The organism is Bacillus sp. LQ01 (genome assembly GCF_057624735.1).
Genome location: NZ_JBYEZL010000001.1, coordinates 1830375 through 1849033 on the forward strand (window position 1 = coordinate 1830375; position 18659 = coordinate 1849033).

Here is an 18659-nt window from a genome sequence, read left to right on the forward strand (position 1 = left end):
ATTTTGTTTATTTCGAAATTTCTAGTACATTAAAATTATTAAGGGGGAATAATAATGAAAGCTATCGTACATCAATATAAAACTGGGTTTGACGGTGTAGAATATAAAATATCACCTGAGAGAGCACTTAATCATGGGGAAGTTAAAGTGAAATTAAAATCAGCAGGCTTAAATCATCGGGATTTATTTATTATGAATAATAGAAAAGAAATGCAATTACCTTTAATCTTAGGATCAGATGGTGCAGGTATTGTTACGGAAATTGGAAACGGTGTTTCTGATAACATATTACATACAGAAGTTATTATTAATCCTAGTATTGGATGGGAACATGCTACTGAAGTACCGGAGTTACCGGAAGTGCTAGGTGGGCCGAAAGATGGAACGTTTGCTGAATATGTAATTGTACCAGTTGAAAATGTTGTAGAAAAGCCGTCATATCTTACTTGGGAAGAATCAGGTGTTTTATCTTTATCCGCATTAACTGCATATAGAGCGCTTTTTACTAAAGGTAGATTGAAGCGCGGCGAACACGTTTTAATTCCGGGAATAGGCGGTGGTGTTGCTACATTTGCCATGTTATTCGCGAAAGCAATTGGCGCAAAAGTGAGTGTTACTTCAAGGGTAGAGAATAAAATGGAACTTGCTGCAAAATATGGTGCAGATATTTCTTTTCATAGTGCCGGAAATTGGGAAGAGAGCTTACAAGGTGAAAAAGTAGATTTAATAATAGATAGTATAGGTCCAGCAACTTTTTTGAAATATTTTGATGTATTAAAACCAAACGGAAGAATCGTGAATTTTGGTGCAAGCTCAGGAGATAAAATTGAATTACCATTACGCGCGCTATTTTACAATCAAATTGATATTATGGGAACATCCATGGGTAGCCGTGAGGAATTTAATGAGATGATAAAGTTTATAGAAAAACATCAAATTAAACCAATTATTGATAAAGTTTACTCGTTAGAAGAAGCAATTCGAGCACTAAGCCGTATGGAACATGGAGAACAATTTGGAAATATTGTACTTCAAATGAATTAAAAAATATGATTTTGCAATTAGTATATTTAAATGAACATGTTATGTATTCCAAACATGAAAAAAATACGAATCGCCTTATTATAAAGGTTTACGAACTTTATACATAAATAGCGTATAAAATTTGTTTTATAATTGTCACATGAGTAATAGTAAAATGAGAATTAGATGAGAAAAGTTTAAGCCCATTTTCATAATGGTATTGTATACTGTGTAAATCAAGAACACTTGTAAGTAGGGAGAGAGTATTATGAATTACACAGTATTTCAGTGGTTTAATAATTTTGCTGATTCATCCAAACTATTAGATACGATAATGGTTGCAATTACAAATAGCGCTGCATACGTAGCCATTTTATTTATGCTTATCTTATGGTTTAATAATGGAAAGAAAGAGAATGCAATTAGAAAACAATATACAGTTTTATATACGACGCTTTCGGTTATTATTGCATTAGTAGTAAATGTTCTTATACATGCGGTATATTACCATCCGCGTCCGTTCGTATCACATGATGTACATCAATTAGTACCACATGCAGCAGATTCATCATTTGTTAGTGATCATTCTGTACTTGTATTTTCAATCGCCTTCGTATTTATTCTTAGAGGAGAAAAACTGAAATATATCGCGCTATTATGGGCAGTGTTAGTCGGTATATCACGTATGTATGTAGGTGTTCATTATCCTTTAGATATACTTGGTGCAGCTTTCATAACACTTGTTACGAGCGGTTTAGTAATGCAAAGTACACGTATGTTTGAACCAATAGCGAAATTCGTATTCAAAATGTATGCATTAGTAGCGAGACGAATTCCTTTCTTAGCAAAATATAACCATATCGCATAATTTTCTTATAAAAAGTTCCCCTTTGGAAATCCAGAGGGGAACTTTTTATAGTAAATAAGAAAAGAGTTTAGAGTGCTATGCAATCAAGTTTTGGTGAAGTTAATATTCAGAAATTTCACGCACCGTATTTTAATGAAATAAAACAAAAACAAAAAATAACAATAGTTAGTTTCGTATTGTTTTAAAGGAATTAAAAAGAAAACTTCGAAACATATAGTATCGTAAACAAAAACTACAAATTATAAAACGCATCTTCGTACGAATCCATTCCAAAAGAGAGGAGATAAGTATGCAAAAACTTCAAACGAATAAAGGCGCTCGATATATGATGATTGCTTTTATTGTTTTGTTTCTTATTATGATTTTGCGTATAGTCTATATTCAGGCAGTAGGAGTCGTGCATAATGTAAATGTAAAGGATCTAGCGGATGAACAACATAATAAAAAAGGTATTTTAGAAGCGAATCGTGGTACTATCTATGACCAAACCGGAAAGGTGTTAGTACAAGATTCTACAACATATCGAGTTGTTGTTAATTTAAAAGGAAAAGATAAAGTGAAAAATAAAGATGAAACCGCACAACAATTAGCCGATGCGCTTGAAATTGATAAAGAAGAAGTATTAAAAAACTTTCATGAAGGGCGTACGCAAGTTGAAATTGGGAAAATTGGTCGGAACTTATCTAGGGAAAAGAAGGAAAAAATTAATGATTTAAAAATACCAGGTGTATCTTTTATGTCGGAAAAAGCAAGAGTGTATCCGAATGAAGACTTTGCATCCTATATACTGGGTTTTGCTAGACCAGATGATAAAGGGAATACGGAAGGGAAGTTTGGGCTTGAAAAGAGTTTGGATAAATATTTGCGCTCGACAAACGGGAATATAGAATATGTGGGTACACGAAGGGGGATTCCGCTTACAAATGATATAGGTAAAGTAGAACCTGCTAAAAATGGGAATAATGTGTATTTAACGCTTAATAAACAAATTAATAGCTTTTTAGAAGAAGCGATGAACAAAGCACAAGAGCATTATGATCCTTCTATGTTAATTGGCATTATTGCTGATCCAAAAACAGGAAAGGTTTTAGCGATGGCTAGTAAACCTAGTTACAATCCTAATGTAGGTGATATCGAATACTTTTTAAATGATCCGATTGCAAATGCATATGAACCAGGTTCAACTATGAAAGTTTTTACGTTAGCAGCTGCCATTAATGAAGGTGTATATAACGGAAAAGAATATTTTCAATCTGGAAAATATTCCGTTGGTTCCTCTGATATAAAAGATCATAATGGTGGATTTGGATGGGGATCAATTACATTTGATGAAGGTTTTGAAAGATCATCAAACGTAGCTTTTTCTATTTTAGAAGATCAGTTACTGAAACCAAATAAATTTAAGCAATATATGAATAAATTTGGATTCAATCAAAAAACAGGAATAGATTTACCTGGAGAAAGTAAAAATACTTTATTATTAAATACGCAAATTCAACAGGTTACAACTTCTTTCGGTCAAGGTTCTACAGTAACTCCGATTCAATTAATCCAAGCGGCTACTGCTATAGCAAATGACGGGAAAATGATGCAACCATATATCGTTGATAAAGTTGTAAATCCAACAAATAAAGAAGTTATTATGGAAAATCAACCGAAAGAAATTGGGAATCCGATAAAAAAAGAAACAGCGGACAAGGTTAGAAGCTTAATGGAGCGTGTTATAACATCTTCAAAAGGAACTGGTACAATGTATAAAGTGGATGGTTATTCAATTGGAGGTAAGACAGGAACAGCACAAATCCCGAATCCTGAAAACGGCCGATATATGGAAGGGAAAGAGAATTACATTTTCTCCTTTTTAGGAATGGCTCCAATTGATGATCCGGAGTTAATCGTATACTTAGCTATTAAGCAGCCAAAGTTAAAAGGAGATGAGTATGGAGCTCAGCCTCTTGCTGAAATATTTAAACCTGTTATAAAAAACAGCCTTGAATATTTAAAGGTGAAACCGTATACCGAAAAACAAATAGCTGATGCAGCGAAACAATCTCAATTAAAAGTACAAAATTATGTAAATCAATCGATGGGTACAGCAGAGAAAAGTGTAGAAAAAGAGAAGCTACAGCCAATAATTTTAGGAGAAGGAAAAATAATAAAACAATATCCACAGTCTGGCGAGGTCATGAGTGAAGGTGATCGTATATTTTTATTAGGGAATAACGCACAAATGCTAAATGTAAAAGGTTGGTCCATGCGTGATGTTATGTATTTCTCTAAGCTTTTGAAATTAGATTTGAAAACTTCTGGTACAGGTTATGTAACGAGCCAAAGTATTGAAAAAGGACAAGATTTACATGAAGGAGATACACTAGAACTAGAATTAGAACCGCCGTTACAACCGTTAACAGAGGCGAATACGAATTAATTCAGGTATTTGGAAGGAGCTAGATGCAAATGGCTCTTTCTTTAGAGCTGTAAGTAATTTCACGCACCGTAATTTTCAGAAAAAACAATAAATAAATGAATTAATAGAGACACGTTATTAAATATCTGATTATTTTTTATTTACAGTTAAAAATAATTGTGATAATATGGAAAAAATCAAATGCAGTGAAGAGAAGAGTAAATAAAATGAATTTTTTACAGAGAGCTCCATTTAGCTGAAAAGGAGTAAAAATTCTTTATTGAACCAAGCCTCTGAGCAGCGCATCGGAACCTATTATTAGGGGATGGTGTGACGGGAGCTCCCGTTATAGAGCTATGGTATAAGCATGAGTTAGAATGCAGTACCTGATAAGGTTAATATGGTGACATATTAACAAACTAGGGTGGCACCGCGATGATAAATCTCGTCCCTAAGATTAAAAGTCTTGGGGGTGGGATTTTTTTATTGTTTTAAAACAATTTTGAAAGCGGGGGCCAAAAATGAAAAACTTTCTTAAAGATTGGAAATATCCTTTATTACTACTGTCCGGTGTTGGTATTGCGAATTTAGGGGCATGGATTTACTTAATAGCACTGAATGTACTTGTCTATAATATGGGTGGCTCAGCCTTAGCTGTTGCTGCTTTATATGTAATAAAACCATTAGCCACTTTATTTACAAACGCTTGGTCTGGGAGTATGATTGATCGTTTAAATAAACGGAAGTTAATGATTCACCTCGATATATATCGTGCGTTATTTATCGCTATTTTACCTTTACTTCCGTCACTTTGGATTGTTTATGTATTTGTATTCTTTATAAGTATGGCCAGTGCAATTTATGAGCCAACTGCTATGACGTATATGACGAAATTAATTCCAGTAGAACAAAGACAACGTTTCAACTCATTACGTAGTTTAATAGGATCTGGTGCATTTTTAATTGGTCCAGCGATAGCAGGGGTTTTATTAATTGCGAGTACACCAGAGATTGCTATATATATAAATGCTATAGCATTTCTCTTATCAGGATTCATTACATTACTTTTACCTAATCTTGATAAGAAAGAAGCTTCGGATACAACAAGTAATACATTATCTCTTACAGTATTAAAAAAAGATTGGAACACTGTTATAAATTTTAGTAGAAAACATGTGTATGTCGTATGCGTGTACTTCTTATTTCAAAGTATGTTCGTATTAGCAACCGCTACTGATTCACTTGAACTATCGTTTGCGAAAGAGGTATTACTACTAACAGATAGTGAATATGGTTTTCTAGTTAGTATAGCTGGTGCAGGATTTATTTTAGGTGCCATAACAAATACAATTTTGTCAAAGAAATTAGCACCTTCACTTCTAATTGGAATAGGATCATTATTTATTGCAATTGGTTATTTAATTTATGCTTTTTCAAATGTATTTTTAATAGCTGCTATTGGATTCTTTATTTTATCTTTTTCAATGGCATATGCAAATACAGGATTTTATACATTTTACCAAAATAATATCCCTGTTCATATGATGGGACGGATCGGGAGTATATATGGACTTGTTATTGCGATAGTAACAATCTTTGTTACAATATTATCTGGTGTTGCGACTCAGTTCATTTCTATACAACTTGTAGTTATTGTAGGTTCATTGATCATGTTATTTATTACTATCGTCTTGTGTGTGTTTACTTTATTCCCATCACAATCTAAGTTGTATTCTACTGAATCAATAAAGTGAAACTTTAATCAGGGAGCATCCCCCCACTGATTATCAGCCCTCACCAATCGAGCTTTTACGGGCAGCAGGGTCCCCACTTAACTTCTTTGCTTTCGCTGAATTTTGAGATGGGGGTCTTACTGTCCACAAATAGCGGGATAAATTCGAAATGAACTTTGTGTTCTCATTAACAATTTATCGTATTTAATAAAAGGGTTCTTTCCCCTTTATATGGAAAAATCAATAAGGGGAAAGAACAATACCGAAAGATAAGGGTGGTTGTCGTGATAAAAACAAAAGATGAAATTGATAAAATTGTAAAAGAAATAAAAAAGAAAATAGATTTCTCTGGAGTAGTTTTAGTAAAAAAAGAAAAAGACTTAGTCTATGAAAAAGCTTTGGGTTACGCAAACCAAAGTGAATGTATAAACAATACGATACAAACAAGATTTGGCATTGCCTCAGGATGTAAAATTTTCACTGCAATTGGCATCTGTCAACTTGTTGAAAAAGGTTTTATTTCTTTTCATACAAAATTAAAAGATTGTCTAGAGATAAAATTTTCAAACTTCGATGAAGATATTACAATACATCAACTACTAACGCATAGCGCTGGTATACCAGATTATTTTGATGAAAGTATTATGGATAACTTCGAAGATCTTTGGAAACAAACACCTATGTATCTATTAAAGAGTTTAAAAGACTTTTTACCATTATTCCAAAAAAGTAATATGATGTTTGCACCTGGAACTAAGTTTCACTACAACAATGCAGGTTTTATCATACTTGGATTAATAATAGAAGAACAGACGGGACTTAAATTTACGGAGTATATAGAAAAGAACATTTTTAATCCGATTGGCATGAATGATTCTGGCTATTTTTCGTTAGATAGATTACCAAGACATACAGCTCTAGGATATATAAAGGACGAAACCAACCAAAATTGGAGAACAAACGCCTACTCTATACCGATAAAAGGAGGAGCTGATGGAGGTGCATATGTTACTGCACCAGACATGCTGAAATTTTGGGCGGCCCTATTTAATAATGAAATTTTAGGAAAGGAATATACAAAATTACTTTTAACTCCTCACATTCAAGTAAATGATAAACAGTCCTACGGCTATGGAATATGGATTGAAACACGAGAAAACAAGGTATTCAAATATCATGTAATGGGATATGATCCAGGCGTCAGTTTTCGCTCGGCTATATATCCAGAATTAGGAATAACTTTAGTTATTACGTCGAATAAAGGGGCAGGACCTGAAAAATTAATGACAGAAATAGAAAGAGCTTTTTAATTATATGGATTTAAAAGAAGAGATACGAAAATAATTTAAACGGGTTCATGATTGTTTCTGTTTTGAAAAATATTTTAGTTAACGAGGAACCCTTTATTTATTAAATAAGGGGTTTTTGTAATTCTGTACAATTATATATAATTATATGGATTTTTAAATTAGAAAACATTACTATATAGTTGTAAATTTTTATTATTAATTCATATGAAAGGATGTGTTAACAATTTGTATATGATTAACGGTAGTGTGTTTATTATTTTAGGAGTTATTTGTTATTTAATTGTACGTGGAATATTAATTGGTACCAAAAATACAAAACATGTAATTTGGTGGAAAGAAATAATAAGTTTTTTATTTGTGATCTACATTTGTATGGTTGTTGCAGTAACTTTATTCCCTTTACCAATCGGTTTTCCTTTTAATATTGGAAATCTGAATCGCTCGGTCAATATAATACCATTTGCATCAATTATTAAAGACATCAATCAAATTGGTAGTGCTTATGATGGAGATACCCTATTTATGATTGGTCTAATTGTAAGAAATGTAGGCGGGAATATTTTATTATTAATGCCTTTAGGATTTTTAGCACCAATCCTATGGGATAAATATAAGAAATTCAAAAATACAATTTTATTAGGATTTTCTATATCAGCTAGTATTGAATTGCTACAATTAATTGAGTCTTTATTTAGTGGAGTGGGACGTATTACTGATATTGATGATGTGATCTGTAATGTTATAGGTTCTATTGTTGGATATTGTATTTATATTATCTTTTTAAAAGCTATTAATAAATTTAACATTCGAGTGTTGGGTAAAGCTAATTCTAAAGGTGTGGAATTAGTTGATAAATAGGAGTTTAAACGAGTTATTAAAGGCGTACGAGTAAAAAGTACGTCTTTTTATTTTTATAAATAATGCTTAAGGCTGATGAGAAATCACATTTTCCATCTTACACTTGAAAGTAGCTATGGTATTTCAAGTATGGAATGAAAAGAGGAGAATATAATCTTTAAAGATAAACAAGTTTATAGGAGGATTCTAAATGGATATTTTACTTGTTATTCTTATTATTGTTTTGATGCAAAGTAAAGAACGAAAAGTGAAAATAAACCGTATTTGGCTCATTCCGGCTTTGTTGTGTTTTGTAACAGTTCAATCCATTATTCATATGGGACAAATAACTTTGCTGCAAGGACTACTGTTTGTTGTAATGCTTGGAATTGGCTTATGTCTTGGGATTATACGGGGAAGAGCTTTAACATTTCGATTAGATAGTGAAACAGGTCATGTACTACGAAAAGGAAATTGGATAAGTACAATAATCCTTCTTGTTATTTTAGGAGCAAAAATTATGATTAAACAAAGTATGTTTTCGGGTAGTACGCACCAGACATTAATGGTTGTAACAAATGCCTTTTTATGTATTACATTAGGCACTGTGATTAGTAGACGTTATTATATTTGGAAAAAATATAATGAATTAACACAAAAAGCGTAAATACATTCATCCCTTGTTTAACATTGCTAAGAACGGTAATACTAATTAACATTGAACTTTTACAACAAGGGATGATAATATGATATACATTTACACAGATTTTGGTGGAACACATACTACCTCACTAGCTGCAGCGTATCATTTAAATAAATTACCAACGGATCGCAAGTTAACGAAAGAAGAAATTTTGAATGTAGATTACTTTAATAAATTGAAAACAGAAGATATGGGAAAAATTATTTTTCATGGCATAGATGAACATGGTCATCCTGTATATACGATTGGATGCGGCGCATCAAAAGTTGTTGTACCAGCGATGAAGCATTTAGGAGAAATCTTGCAAAAACATTATCAAAGTCATGAAAAGATTATTTTTTCTAATACATCACCAACCGTACCTTTACCAATGACTTTCGGTGGGCTGTTTTCTAGAAGGTTCCATATCGATTTTATTGGCGTACCGTTACTCGTATGGGGAGCAAAAATTTGCTGTGATAATATACAAAGGCTTGTTAGTTATACAAAAGAAGCTGGCCGATTAACGAATGATTATGTTGTAATTTTAGATAATGAAACTTTTAAATAGTATATGATAACAAGAAAATCGAGCAAATTCCTTGATTTTCTTTTTTATTTGTGAAATAGACAAGAAATAGTCACATTTAATATACATCTACTATAGCCAAAACAATAAAGTCCTGTTACTATTACAGGGATATTCTCTTTTCATAACATAAATATATAGAAAAATTAGAAAAGAGGAATTGAATTAAGGGAGGAACAACATGAAGCGTGTTGCTTGGATTACTGATAGTACAACTGCGAATTTTAAAACAGAAGGAGATAACTTTGTTATCCCAATCGAAGTTATTATTGATGGAATTTCGTACAAAGATTGTGAAGAAGGTGTACGTGAAAGGGTTTATAATGCGTTAAACGAAGGTAAAACAGTCACTACTTCACAACCTAATATTGGGGAAATGGTAGAGTTATTTACGAAATGCAAAGAAGAATATGAAGAAGGATTTGCAGTTGCTATTAGCGGAAAAGTAAGTGGAACCTATCAAAATATGAAGTTAGCTGCAGAAATGGCAGGTTTTCCATTAACGGTATTAGACAGTGAAACAACAAGTTATCCAATGGATGAACTAATTAGAAAAGCGAAATCGTTATACAATGATGGTATGACTTTACAAGATATACACAAAACATTAGTAGATGAAAAAAGAAGACCTTTTCATGTATTCCCAAAGAGTTTAAAAGGTCTATATGCAAGTGGCCGTGTAAAGGGCATGCAATTTTTACTTGGAAGTTTATTAAGTGTTAACTTAATATTAGAAGTAAAAGGTGGAGAGCTTTTACTTGAAAAGAAAGTTCGTAAAATCCAAAAATGTCGAGAATATATTAAAAATGAACTTGAAAAAGAATTACCAAAAGTACTTCACATGTTCCATGCTAACGATAAAGCTGGAGCTGAAGAATGGATTGCAGATATTAGACAAGCATTCCCTGAAATGGATTTCAAATTATATCCATTACCAATTTCATTTGCGGTTCATGCAGGTGAAGGAACAATAGCAATTAGTTATTAAGAAGAAAACCCGTGAATAATTCGCGGGTTTTTTTATTTATAAATGGTGCACACCACGCCACCATCAAGTTAAATTTTTATAGCACTCTAGAACGAAATTTGTGTTAACTCGAAACAAAAATCTTATTTTATCGTTTTTTGGGAGCAACCGCAATTTCTTGACTTGATTTGAGATTAAAAATATAAACCTTTTCCTACTGGCTGAACAGTTTCTAGTACAATATCAACCATTTCTTCATTAAGTAGGGTCCTTATAATCCAAGCTGATAGTTCTTGAGCAGCAAAACAACCCGCGGCAGTCGAGATATTTCCTTCGTTTACGAAACTTTGCTCAATAACGTCTACATCAAATTCTTTTAGCTGTTCTACTGCGGAGGGATATGTAGTAGCTTTTTTACCAGTTAGTAATTTTTTAGCTCCTAATAGTAGTGAACCAGAACACATAGATCCTATTAATTGTCTTTGAGGATCTACATCAATGCTATTAATATATTGTTGATTTTTATATAAATCCTTTACACCTTTACCACTTGCAAATATTACAGCGTCGGCAAAAGGGATATCAGATATGCTTCCTGTCATGGGAATACGCAAGCCAGACATAGATATATGAGTTTCTGCCGTTCCTAAAAGCTGGACATCCCAATCAGAAATACCACCGACTAAACGTACACGATTTAATAAATCCCATGGTAGAAAAACATCTATATCGGTAAAGTTATCGAAACAGACTATTGCAATTTTCATTTTCTAACCCTCCACTTATGTATATCATTTTATTAATAATATAAACATCTCTTTTTTATGTTCTATATGCAGTTATAAATCCCTGTATATTACACGTATATGAAGGAGGTGTAGTGATTTTTTAACTCCTCTAAACATAAAAAGATATAAAATCTTTTTCTTGGTTTCTATCGATTTTTTGTACAAAACCAAGATCTGTAACAATAACTCGTAAGGTATTGGGGATGAAAACCTTTAAAATTCTCAAGGAAATGGGTGTAATTTATTACACATACAAATAGAAATAAAAACGTCATCCTTTCTTATGAATTCTCAGATAGAAACACGTTTTTCGTTTTTTTTTTTTGCATTTTTTCATTAGCTTGCTAATCTATATATAATATAATTTTTATAATTTCCCTAAAATAATTTTGACGTATTTATTTTTTCAATATAAAATAATATTCATCCAAATTTAACCAACAGTATATAAAAGATGTATCTTTTTATATGCATAGGTATAAATCTCTTTAGTTTTAAGGGAAAAGGTTAATATGAAAGTAAAGAAACTAGTTACGCTTGCAGTACCATTTATGCTATTATACGTGTCAGTTCAATTAACCAGAATTCTTCAAGGCCATTTCAGCAACTGAACGAAATCGGACTGGATATTAATTTCGAGAAAAATTTTCCATATAAACAAAGTATTGTAATAAATCCCGAAAAATGTTAGAGGGTATACAAGAAGGTGACATCATTTATGTTACGGACTTAACTCGAATTACTCGTAGTACAAAAGATTTATTTGAATTAATCGATAACATACGGAGTAAAAAGGCAAATTTAATATCCTTAAAAGATACATGGCTAGATTTATAAGAAGATAATCCCTACATCCAATTCTTAATTACTGTTATGGCGGGTGTAAACCGATTAGAACGTGATCTTATCCGTATGCGATAGCGTGAAGGCATTGAACTAGCTAAGAAATAAGGAAAGTTTAAAAGTCGGTCAAAGAAGTACCATAAAAATCATGCAGGAATGAATTATGCAGTAAAGCTTTATAGAGAGGGAGATATGACTGTAAATAAAAACTTATGAAATTACAAATGTGTCTAGGCCTCATTATATAGAAAGCTATCGGAAAGGAACAGTTGATGAGTTATACCAAATATCGGAAATATATAATAGAAAATAAGTTTCATATAGAGGTGAAATTATATGCCTAAAATTGACAATATGCTAGCAATTCTATGGATGCTACGTTCAGGTGAAAAAATTACTGCAAAACAGATTTCAGAAAAGTTAGAGATAAATATAAGAACTGTGTATCGTTATATTGATACAATTTCAACTAGTGGCGTACCTATAATTTCAGAACCAGGCCATAACGGTGGATACACTTTATTGAACAATTTTGTAGAGGCTCCTCTTTTTTTTGATTTTGAGGAGCAAACTTCACTATTTCACGCTGCTGTTTTTGCAGAAGAAGCCGGATATTATGGAGGTGAAGCGTTAAATAGGGCCATTTCAAAACTAAGTAAATACTCAAATCAAGAGCAGGAAACAAAAATAAACCAACATTTAACTAGTCTTGAAGTAATAAGTCGATTAAATTCACTCTCTGTAGAAACTTTTTTGAAGGAGTTGGAGCAGGCCGTAGCTGAAGGGTACTCAGTAAAAATTCTTTACCATAAAAGTGGCGAAAAGCAATTAAATTATAGATTGGTCGATCCATACAGAATTATCTATTGGAATAATAAATGGTATATGATTGGATTTTGTCATCTTAGGAATGATATACGTAGTTTTAGAGTAGATCGAATTGAAAGTTTAATGTTAACCGAAAATAAGTTTAACCAGCCAGAAAATTTTTCAGCACGTGACTTTTTTATAAAAAGTCTTCTTCCACCTATAGAAGATAAGGAAATTATTATTTCTTTGGTTATTAATGGGGATAAAAGTGTATTGGCTGATATTTGCCAACATTGGTTTTTAGGACATTATTTACAAGAACGGACTTCAAATCAAGCAGTGTTTCTTCTTGAAAAAGACATGATACACACATATGTACCTTATTTACTTTTACCGTACAATAAATCTATTAAAGTTATTGAGCCAATAAGTCTTAAGAATAGAATTATTGAAGTTCTGTCTGAATTAATAAAATTTCATCAAGTATGATAACTTCCCTGACGTTAACTGTCAGGGAAGTTATATTATAATAGCTATATAAATTGTGATTGGAGTGTTATTAGATGCAAACAAAAAAAGCTTTTTTATATGTATTTAATACAATGTCGGACTGGGAATATGGATATTTAATTGCTGAACTAAACTCAGGAAGATATTTCAAAAAAGATTTAGCACCTTTAAAAGTAATTACAGTAGGAGCTAATAAAGAAATGATTACTACTATGGGAGGACTGAGCATAAAACCAGATATTTCCCTTGATGAATGTACTCTTGAGAGTAAAGATCTTTTAATTTTACCCGGAGGGACTACTTGGAGTGAAGAAATTCATCAACCTATCTTGGAAAGAATTGGCCAAGCTTTAAAGATTGGCACTATTGTTGCTGCAATTTGTGGTGCAACTGATGCCCTCGCGAATATGGGATACTTGGATACTAGAAAGCATACAAGTAATAACTTAGAATATACTAAAATGGTATGTCCTAACTATAAAGGAGAAAAGTTCTATGAGTTGGAATCTGCGGTATCTGATGTGAATTTAGTTACTGCATCAGGAATAGCTCCTCTGGAATTTGCAATGGAGGTACTTAAAAAAATAGATGTATTTACACCAGATGCATTACATTCATGGTATAACCTAAATAAGACTTATAAACCTGAATACTTCTTCCAGTTAATGAATTCAATAAAGAAATGAAATAACTAAAAAGCTCAATTTCTCTATTTTGATTTGCAGAGAAGTTGGGCTTTTTAATTTTGAATTCCCTTATCGTTGTAAATTGGCATTTTCCTGATGCTATCCCTATGTAACCTTCTATAGTAATCCTACTCCAATAGTTCAATAAATCGATGCTATAATGTCCGTTTATAGGTACATTTCATTAAGTAGAAAGTAATAAATTTATTGAGGTTTAATAATTTTAATACTGATAATTTGACATACATAAAACCAAAAGTTGCATGTTATATTATTAGGCACAACAATATAAATAATGTTGATAAAAAAGGTGAAAGGATTTTTAAAGATAAAAATAGAAATCTATATAAAAAAATATCTAAATGGTAGGGATATTATGAAAATCGGTAAGTTTGGAGAAGTAAATAACATAAGTATTGATACAATTAGACATTATATGGATCTCAGTCTCATTATTCCTGAAAAAAAAGGAGGACACTATTTTTTTGATGAGTATTGTCAAACAGATTTAGAACTTATATTACATTACAAAGATTTAGGATTTAGCTTGAATGAAATTAAAGAACTATTTTTTTATAAAAATTTAGCAAAATCTATGAATTACGAAAAAAATACCTTTTACCAATCTTTATTTAAACTAAAATATGACAAAATGGAACAGGAAATAGAACTTTTGGAGAAGAAACGGGATAAATTAAAGGGAGTATTACATGATTTATTATTAATAAATGAAACTTCTAATTCAATTATAGGGATAGATTTAAGTGTACTACATTTACTCGCATGTTCTAAGTGTAGCAAAAAATTAATTCTTCACGATGGAATTATTACTAACAATCAAATTACAGAGGGGAAGTTAATTTGTAATTGTGGTGAAGAATACATGATTACTTCAGGAATTGTAATTGCTGGTAAATTATTTAAAGCAAATGAGCGGACGTCACTTGATGATACTATTGCGGATTATATTCATGAAACTGATAATGCTTATTTGGAAAATATGCATAGAGAAGGGGAATGGGCGAAAAAGAAACTATTACATTTAGATTTAAATAACAAATTAATACTAGATATAGGATCGGGACTCGGATTCTTTTTGAGAAATATTTGTGAAGAACTACCAGAAGATTGCCTATACATTGCAGTGGATCGAGATTTAGATAAACTTTTATTTTTAAAAGATGTATTAGCGAGAAAAAATCCTAAAAGAAACATTCTCTTTATTTGTGCTGATTTTTTGAACATCCCTATTCAAAATCAGTCTGTTGATATTGTAATTGATCACTCTGGTACGAGCAATTATAGTTTTGAGCATGAGAATTTTTTACTTCACGAATTAAATTCACTTTTTAAATCTGATTGTTATTTATTAAGTTTATTTATTTTATTTAAAAATTTCAGCTCAAATAGTCAAATTACAAATAACTTTCGAGCAAATTTTTCACTTTCAAAAGTAACGAAAGAAATCCAAAATCTACAGTTTCAATCGATTGATGAAAGTACTTCAAATTATTTGATACGAGGGGGAAAGTACGAGGATTTCTTTGTTCAAGGAGAAGAAATTTATACATATTCATTTTTCGGAAAAAGATGGGGTTAACCCCGTCATAAAAAGTCCGTTTTTATAACGGGACTATTTATGACGATTCCTATCTATACTTTTTACGATGAAAAGAAAAAGAGAATGTTAATCTAAATGTTTAGCACTCACTGGACAGTCTCTTGTCGGTGTATGTCTAGTAAGAGAAAAGATAGCCAAACCTAAAGATAATAAAACTAAAGATCCACCAACCCAGGCCATATTGGCGACATTATGTACTTGTTTTAAAGCTATACCTCCAACTGCAGAGCCGAGTGAAATTCCTATTTGTAGGGCTGAATTATTAAAACTTTGCTGTATATCTGACGTATCCGGGGCAGTTTGGATTAAATAACTTTGTTGAGGTGGTGCAAGCCCCCAACTCAATGCAGCCCAAACTATCATAACAGGAATAAATAGGATAATAGAAACTGCAGTAAACGGTAATATAAATAAGATTAGAGCAAATAGAGTAATAACTATCAAAATACTTTTTTGAGCGCCTATTTTATCTGATAATACACCGCCAAACGCACCGCCACTTACTGCAGCTATACCAAACACTAAATAAAATATGCTAATCCAATAAGGGCTTAGGTGAAACTTATTTTCTAAAAAAGGAGTAAAATAAGCATATAGAGTATAGTGTCCTGCTAACATAAACATGGTAGCTAGATGGGCAGATCCTAGTTTAAGACTACAAACGGCCTTTAATTGGATAGATAAAGGAGTTCGGTTTTCCTCTCCAGGTATTTTATCTAAAAATACTGAAATTAAGATAATAGACCCCAATGATAAAATAGCTATACATAAAAAAATAATTCTCCAGCCAAATGTGTTTGAAATTAATATGCCTAGTGGTACTCCTAGTACAAGTGAAGAGCTAATACCCATATAAATTAATCCTAATGCTTTTGCTCGATAAGCGGGATTAACAATTTTAGCTGCAATTGTTAGGGAAAGTACTACAACTAAAGCAGTACTCATAGCAGTTAAAATTCTTGCTATCATCATAAAAGTAAAGTTCGGACTAAAATAAGTAAGTAGATTACCAATTAGAAAAATGTAAAGTGAAATAATATATAATTTTTTTCTTTCCACTTTACTTGTGAAAATCAATAATACAGGACCTGCTATTGCATAAGTAAAGGCGAAAATTGTAATTAATTGACCAGCAGAACTTAATGAAACATTAAAATCTTTAGCGATGTCTGGCAATATTCCTCCAACGATAAGCTCTACAAGACCTACCGCTATCGTTGCTAAAGCTAATATAAATACTTTGAAATTCATTTTTTATATTCCCTTCTCTGCATTATTTACCGTAGAACAAAAAAACTCCTGACTACAAACGCTAAAAGACGCATTTTGTAGTCAGGAGTTGTTGGTTCCTGGTAGAGACCCCCAAGCCATATTCTTGGAGTTATACATGATTCTCATATGTAATTAATCAACGTAATAGAAGATACCATATTATTTTTTAGATTTCAATAAAAAATTTGCATTTGTACATGTGATCTTATTAATCATTTTATTTTTTATCGTTGTAGGAGGCACTAATATCTTCAGTTGATGTGTACGGGGTTAACCCCATCTTTTTTCATTTCTTTGTAGTAATTTTTAAACACAGTGTATTGATATTGGGTTAACCCGAGAATTTACACTTTATGTAATACAAAGAAAAGTGGGGGAAAAGTGATGGGAAGTTTACGATTACATATAGAAAATAAAAAAAGAAACCAAGAACTAAGAAATATTTGTTTATATTCAATTGCAAAAACAGTATCACTATTCGGTAGCTCTATTTATAGTTTTGCATTAGGATTGTATGTTTTACAAATAACCGGATCTGCGTTAAATTTTGCGATTACGCTCATATTAGGAACGATTCCAATGATTGTTATGAATCCATTTGCCGGTGTCATTGCTGATAAGGTTGATAAAAAGAAACTCGTCGTTTGCATGGATGTATTAAGCGGGTGCTTATTAATAACTGTTTATATATTAAGCAACTATTATGGATTAAACTTATTCATTATTTATACTACTACCCTTCTTATGACAGTATTTACAACGTTTTTTGGAATAGGATTAGAGGCCGTAAAACCGAATATGGTTACTAAAGAACGGTTAATGAGTATTAATTCTATAAGTAAAATTATCGATTCTATATCTTTAATTTTAGGGCCTATGTTAGGGGGGATTGTTTTTGCAGTCTTTGATATTAAAATTTTTATAATTATAAATGGTATTTCATTTATCCTTTCGGCTATTTCTATATTGTTTATTAACTTTAAATTGTTTGAGCAAAACATAAATGAGGAATGTTCAATTAGAGAAATTAATTTTATTGAAGATATAAAGGAGGGATACTCTTACTTATTGGAGCGGAAAAGCTTAAAAAATACTTTTAGTATTTTAATTTCTCTTAATTTCTTTTTAGGCTTTGCTGTAACCGTTCCGTTGCCATACATTATTAACACAGTTCTCAATCTTAATTCTAAGCAATTTGGTATGATTCAAGGGACTTTTCCGATAGGTATGATAGTTGGTGCAATATTAGTAAAAAAGATAACTGATTGTTTTTCTTATTCTTATCTATTAAAAAAAATAAGTTTTATGTTGGCAATTTTTATGATAGTTTCAGGAATGCCTGTTTTATTTAAACCTATTGTAGTAAATAATTTGGTATATGTTACTACGTATTGCATGATTATGTTCTTTTTAGGATTTATGATAGCACAAATTGATATTCCTTTAATGTATTTCATGCAAAATGAGATTCCTGAAGAATATAGAGGAAGAGTTCTTAGTATTGGATTAAGCTTAGGTAAAATAATGCAGCCAATAGCACTTGCAATATCAGGACTGTTATTAAATTTCATTCCAGCCTACACGCTTCCCATTGCAGGAGGGATTGTATTTTTTACTTTGAATAAAATTTTAGCAAATAAGTTAAATTTAGAAATTCATTCAAAAGATTATAGTGTTTAACGTAACTTAAAAAGCGCAGGATCAGCATCCTGC

The 18659-nt window shown here is 31.6% G+C and carries 15 protein-coding genes, 2 pseudogenes, 1 riboswitch and 1 other annotated feature; of the genes and pseudogenes, 15 read left to right on the top strand and 2 right to left on the bottom strand.

The window, feature by feature from the left end; translation table 11 throughout:
- Window positions 1-54 precede the first annotated feature (54 nt).
- From AC22L0_RS09515 to AC22L0_RS09560, 10 genes and pseudogenes are all read left to right on the top strand, one after another.
- On the top strand, window positions 55-1044 hold the full coding sequence (locus tag AC22L0_RS09515) for a zinc-binding dehydrogenase (RefSeq protein ID WP_487272248.1): 990 nt from the start codon (window positions 55-57) through the stop codon (window positions 1042-1044).
- Between the two features lie 247 nt (window positions 1045-1291).
- Window positions 1292-1891, top strand: coding sequence for an undecaprenyl-diphosphatase (locus AC22L0_RS09520; protein ID WP_001110118.1), 600 nt, complete (start codon window positions 1292-1294; stop codon window positions 1889-1891).
- 289 nt (window positions 1892-2180) lie between these two features.
- Window positions 2181-4319 carry a penicillin-binding protein gene (locus AC22L0_RS09525; protein WP_087966410.1) on the top strand — a complete coding sequence of 713 codons (2139 nt, stop codon included), beginning with the start codon at window positions 2181-2183 and terminating at the stop codon, window positions 4317-4319.
- 176 nt (window positions 4320-4495) lie between these two features.
- Window positions 4496-4754 (top strand) — a binding site (T-box leader).
- A 65-nt stretch (window positions 4755-4819) separates the two neighbouring features.
- Entirely contained in the window at window positions 4820-6052 is a 1233-nt protein-coding gene (locus AC22L0_RS09530; RefSeq protein WP_000787867.1) for an MFS transporter, read from the top strand.
- Window positions 6053-6315: 263 nt separating this feature from the next.
- A complete protein-coding gene (locus AC22L0_RS09535) occupies window positions 6316-7341 on the top strand; it encodes a serine hydrolase domain-containing protein (protein ID WP_000598044.1) in 1026 nt (341 codons plus the stop codon).
- Window positions 7342-7354: 13 nt separating this feature from the next.
- Window positions 7355-7423 (top strand): annotated as a pseudogene (locus tag AC22L0_RS09540) (GNAT family N-acetyltransferase); the annotation flags it as partial.
- Between the two features lie 143 nt (window positions 7424-7566).
- Window positions 7567-8199: a VanZ family protein gene (locus AC22L0_RS09545; protein ID WP_000281850.1), complete on the top strand. Its 633-nt coding sequence runs from the start codon at window positions 7567-7569 to the stop codon at window positions 8197-8199.
- A 190-nt stretch (window positions 8200-8389) separates the two neighbouring features.
- Window positions 8390-8845: a CcdC protein domain-containing protein gene (locus AC22L0_RS09550; RefSeq protein ID WP_000353705.1), complete on the top strand. Its 456-nt coding sequence runs from the start codon at window positions 8390-8392 to the stop codon at window positions 8843-8845.
- Between the two features lie 79 nt (window positions 8846-8924).
- Complete coding sequence (locus tag AC22L0_RS09555) at window positions 8925-9431, top strand: DUF3189 family protein (protein WP_000639421.1); 507 nt, start codon at window positions 8925-8927, stop codon at window positions 9429-9431.
- A gap of 199 nt (window positions 9432-9630) precedes the next feature.
- Window positions 9631-10437, top strand: coding sequence for a DegV family protein (locus AC22L0_RS09560; protein ID WP_000831921.1), 807 nt, complete (start codon window positions 9631-9633; stop codon window positions 10435-10437).
- A gap of 173 nt (window positions 10438-10610) precedes the next feature.
- Here AC22L0_RS09560 and AC22L0_RS09565 read toward each other — a convergent pair whose 3' ends face one another.
- Entirely contained in the window at window positions 10611-11183 is a 573-nt protein-coding gene (locus tag AC22L0_RS09565; protein WP_087966408.1) for a DJ-1/PfpI family protein, read from the bottom strand.
- 568 nt (window positions 11184-11751) lie between these two features.
- On the opposite strand from AC22L0_RS09565, the pseudogene AC22L0_RS09570 reads away from it, so the two are divergent.
- The 4 genes and pseudogenes from AC22L0_RS09570 to AC22L0_RS09585 all read left to right on the top strand — a co-directional run bounded on the left by AC22L0_RS09570 (window position 11752) and on the right by AC22L0_RS09585 (window position 15653).
- Window positions 11752-12320: pseudogene (locus tag AC22L0_RS09570) on the top strand (recombinase family protein).
- A 63-nt stretch (window positions 12321-12383) separates the two neighbouring features.
- Complete coding sequence (locus tag AC22L0_RS09575) at window positions 12384-13346, top strand: helix-turn-helix transcriptional regulator (RefSeq protein WP_048567650.1); 963 nt, start codon at window positions 12384-12386, stop codon at window positions 13344-13346.
- 74 nt (window positions 13347-13420) lie between these two features.
- On the top strand, window positions 13421-14053 hold the full coding sequence (locus tag AC22L0_RS09580) for a type 1 glutamine amidotransferase family protein (protein WP_048567649.1): 633 nt from the start codon (window positions 13421-13423) through the stop codon (window positions 14051-14053).
- A 376-nt stretch (window positions 14054-14429) separates the two neighbouring features.
- On the top strand, window positions 14430-15653 hold the full coding sequence (locus AC22L0_RS09585; RefSeq protein ID WP_087967079.1) for a methyltransferase domain-containing protein: 1224 nt from the start codon (window positions 14430-14432) through the stop codon (window positions 15651-15653).
- Window positions 15654-15740: 87 nt separating this feature from the next.
- Here the strand turns inward: AC22L0_RS09585 and AC22L0_RS09590 are convergent, their stop codons facing one another.
- Window positions 15741-16925, bottom strand: a complete 1185-nt coding sequence (locus AC22L0_RS09590) for an MFS transporter (RefSeq protein WP_001009821.1) — start codon at window positions 16923-16925, stop codon at window positions 15741-15743.
- A 58-nt stretch (window positions 16926-16983) separates the two neighbouring features.
- Window positions 16984-17083: riboswitch (purine riboswitch) on the bottom strand.
- Window positions 17084-17330: 247 nt separating this feature from the next.
- On the opposite strand from AC22L0_RS09590, the gene AC22L0_RS09595 reads away from it, so the two are divergent.
- Window positions 17331-18626, top strand: a complete 1296-nt coding sequence (locus AC22L0_RS09595) for an MFS transporter (protein ID WP_087967077.1) — start codon at window positions 17331-17333, stop codon at window positions 18624-18626.
- Window positions 18627-18659: the final 33 nt, after the last annotated feature.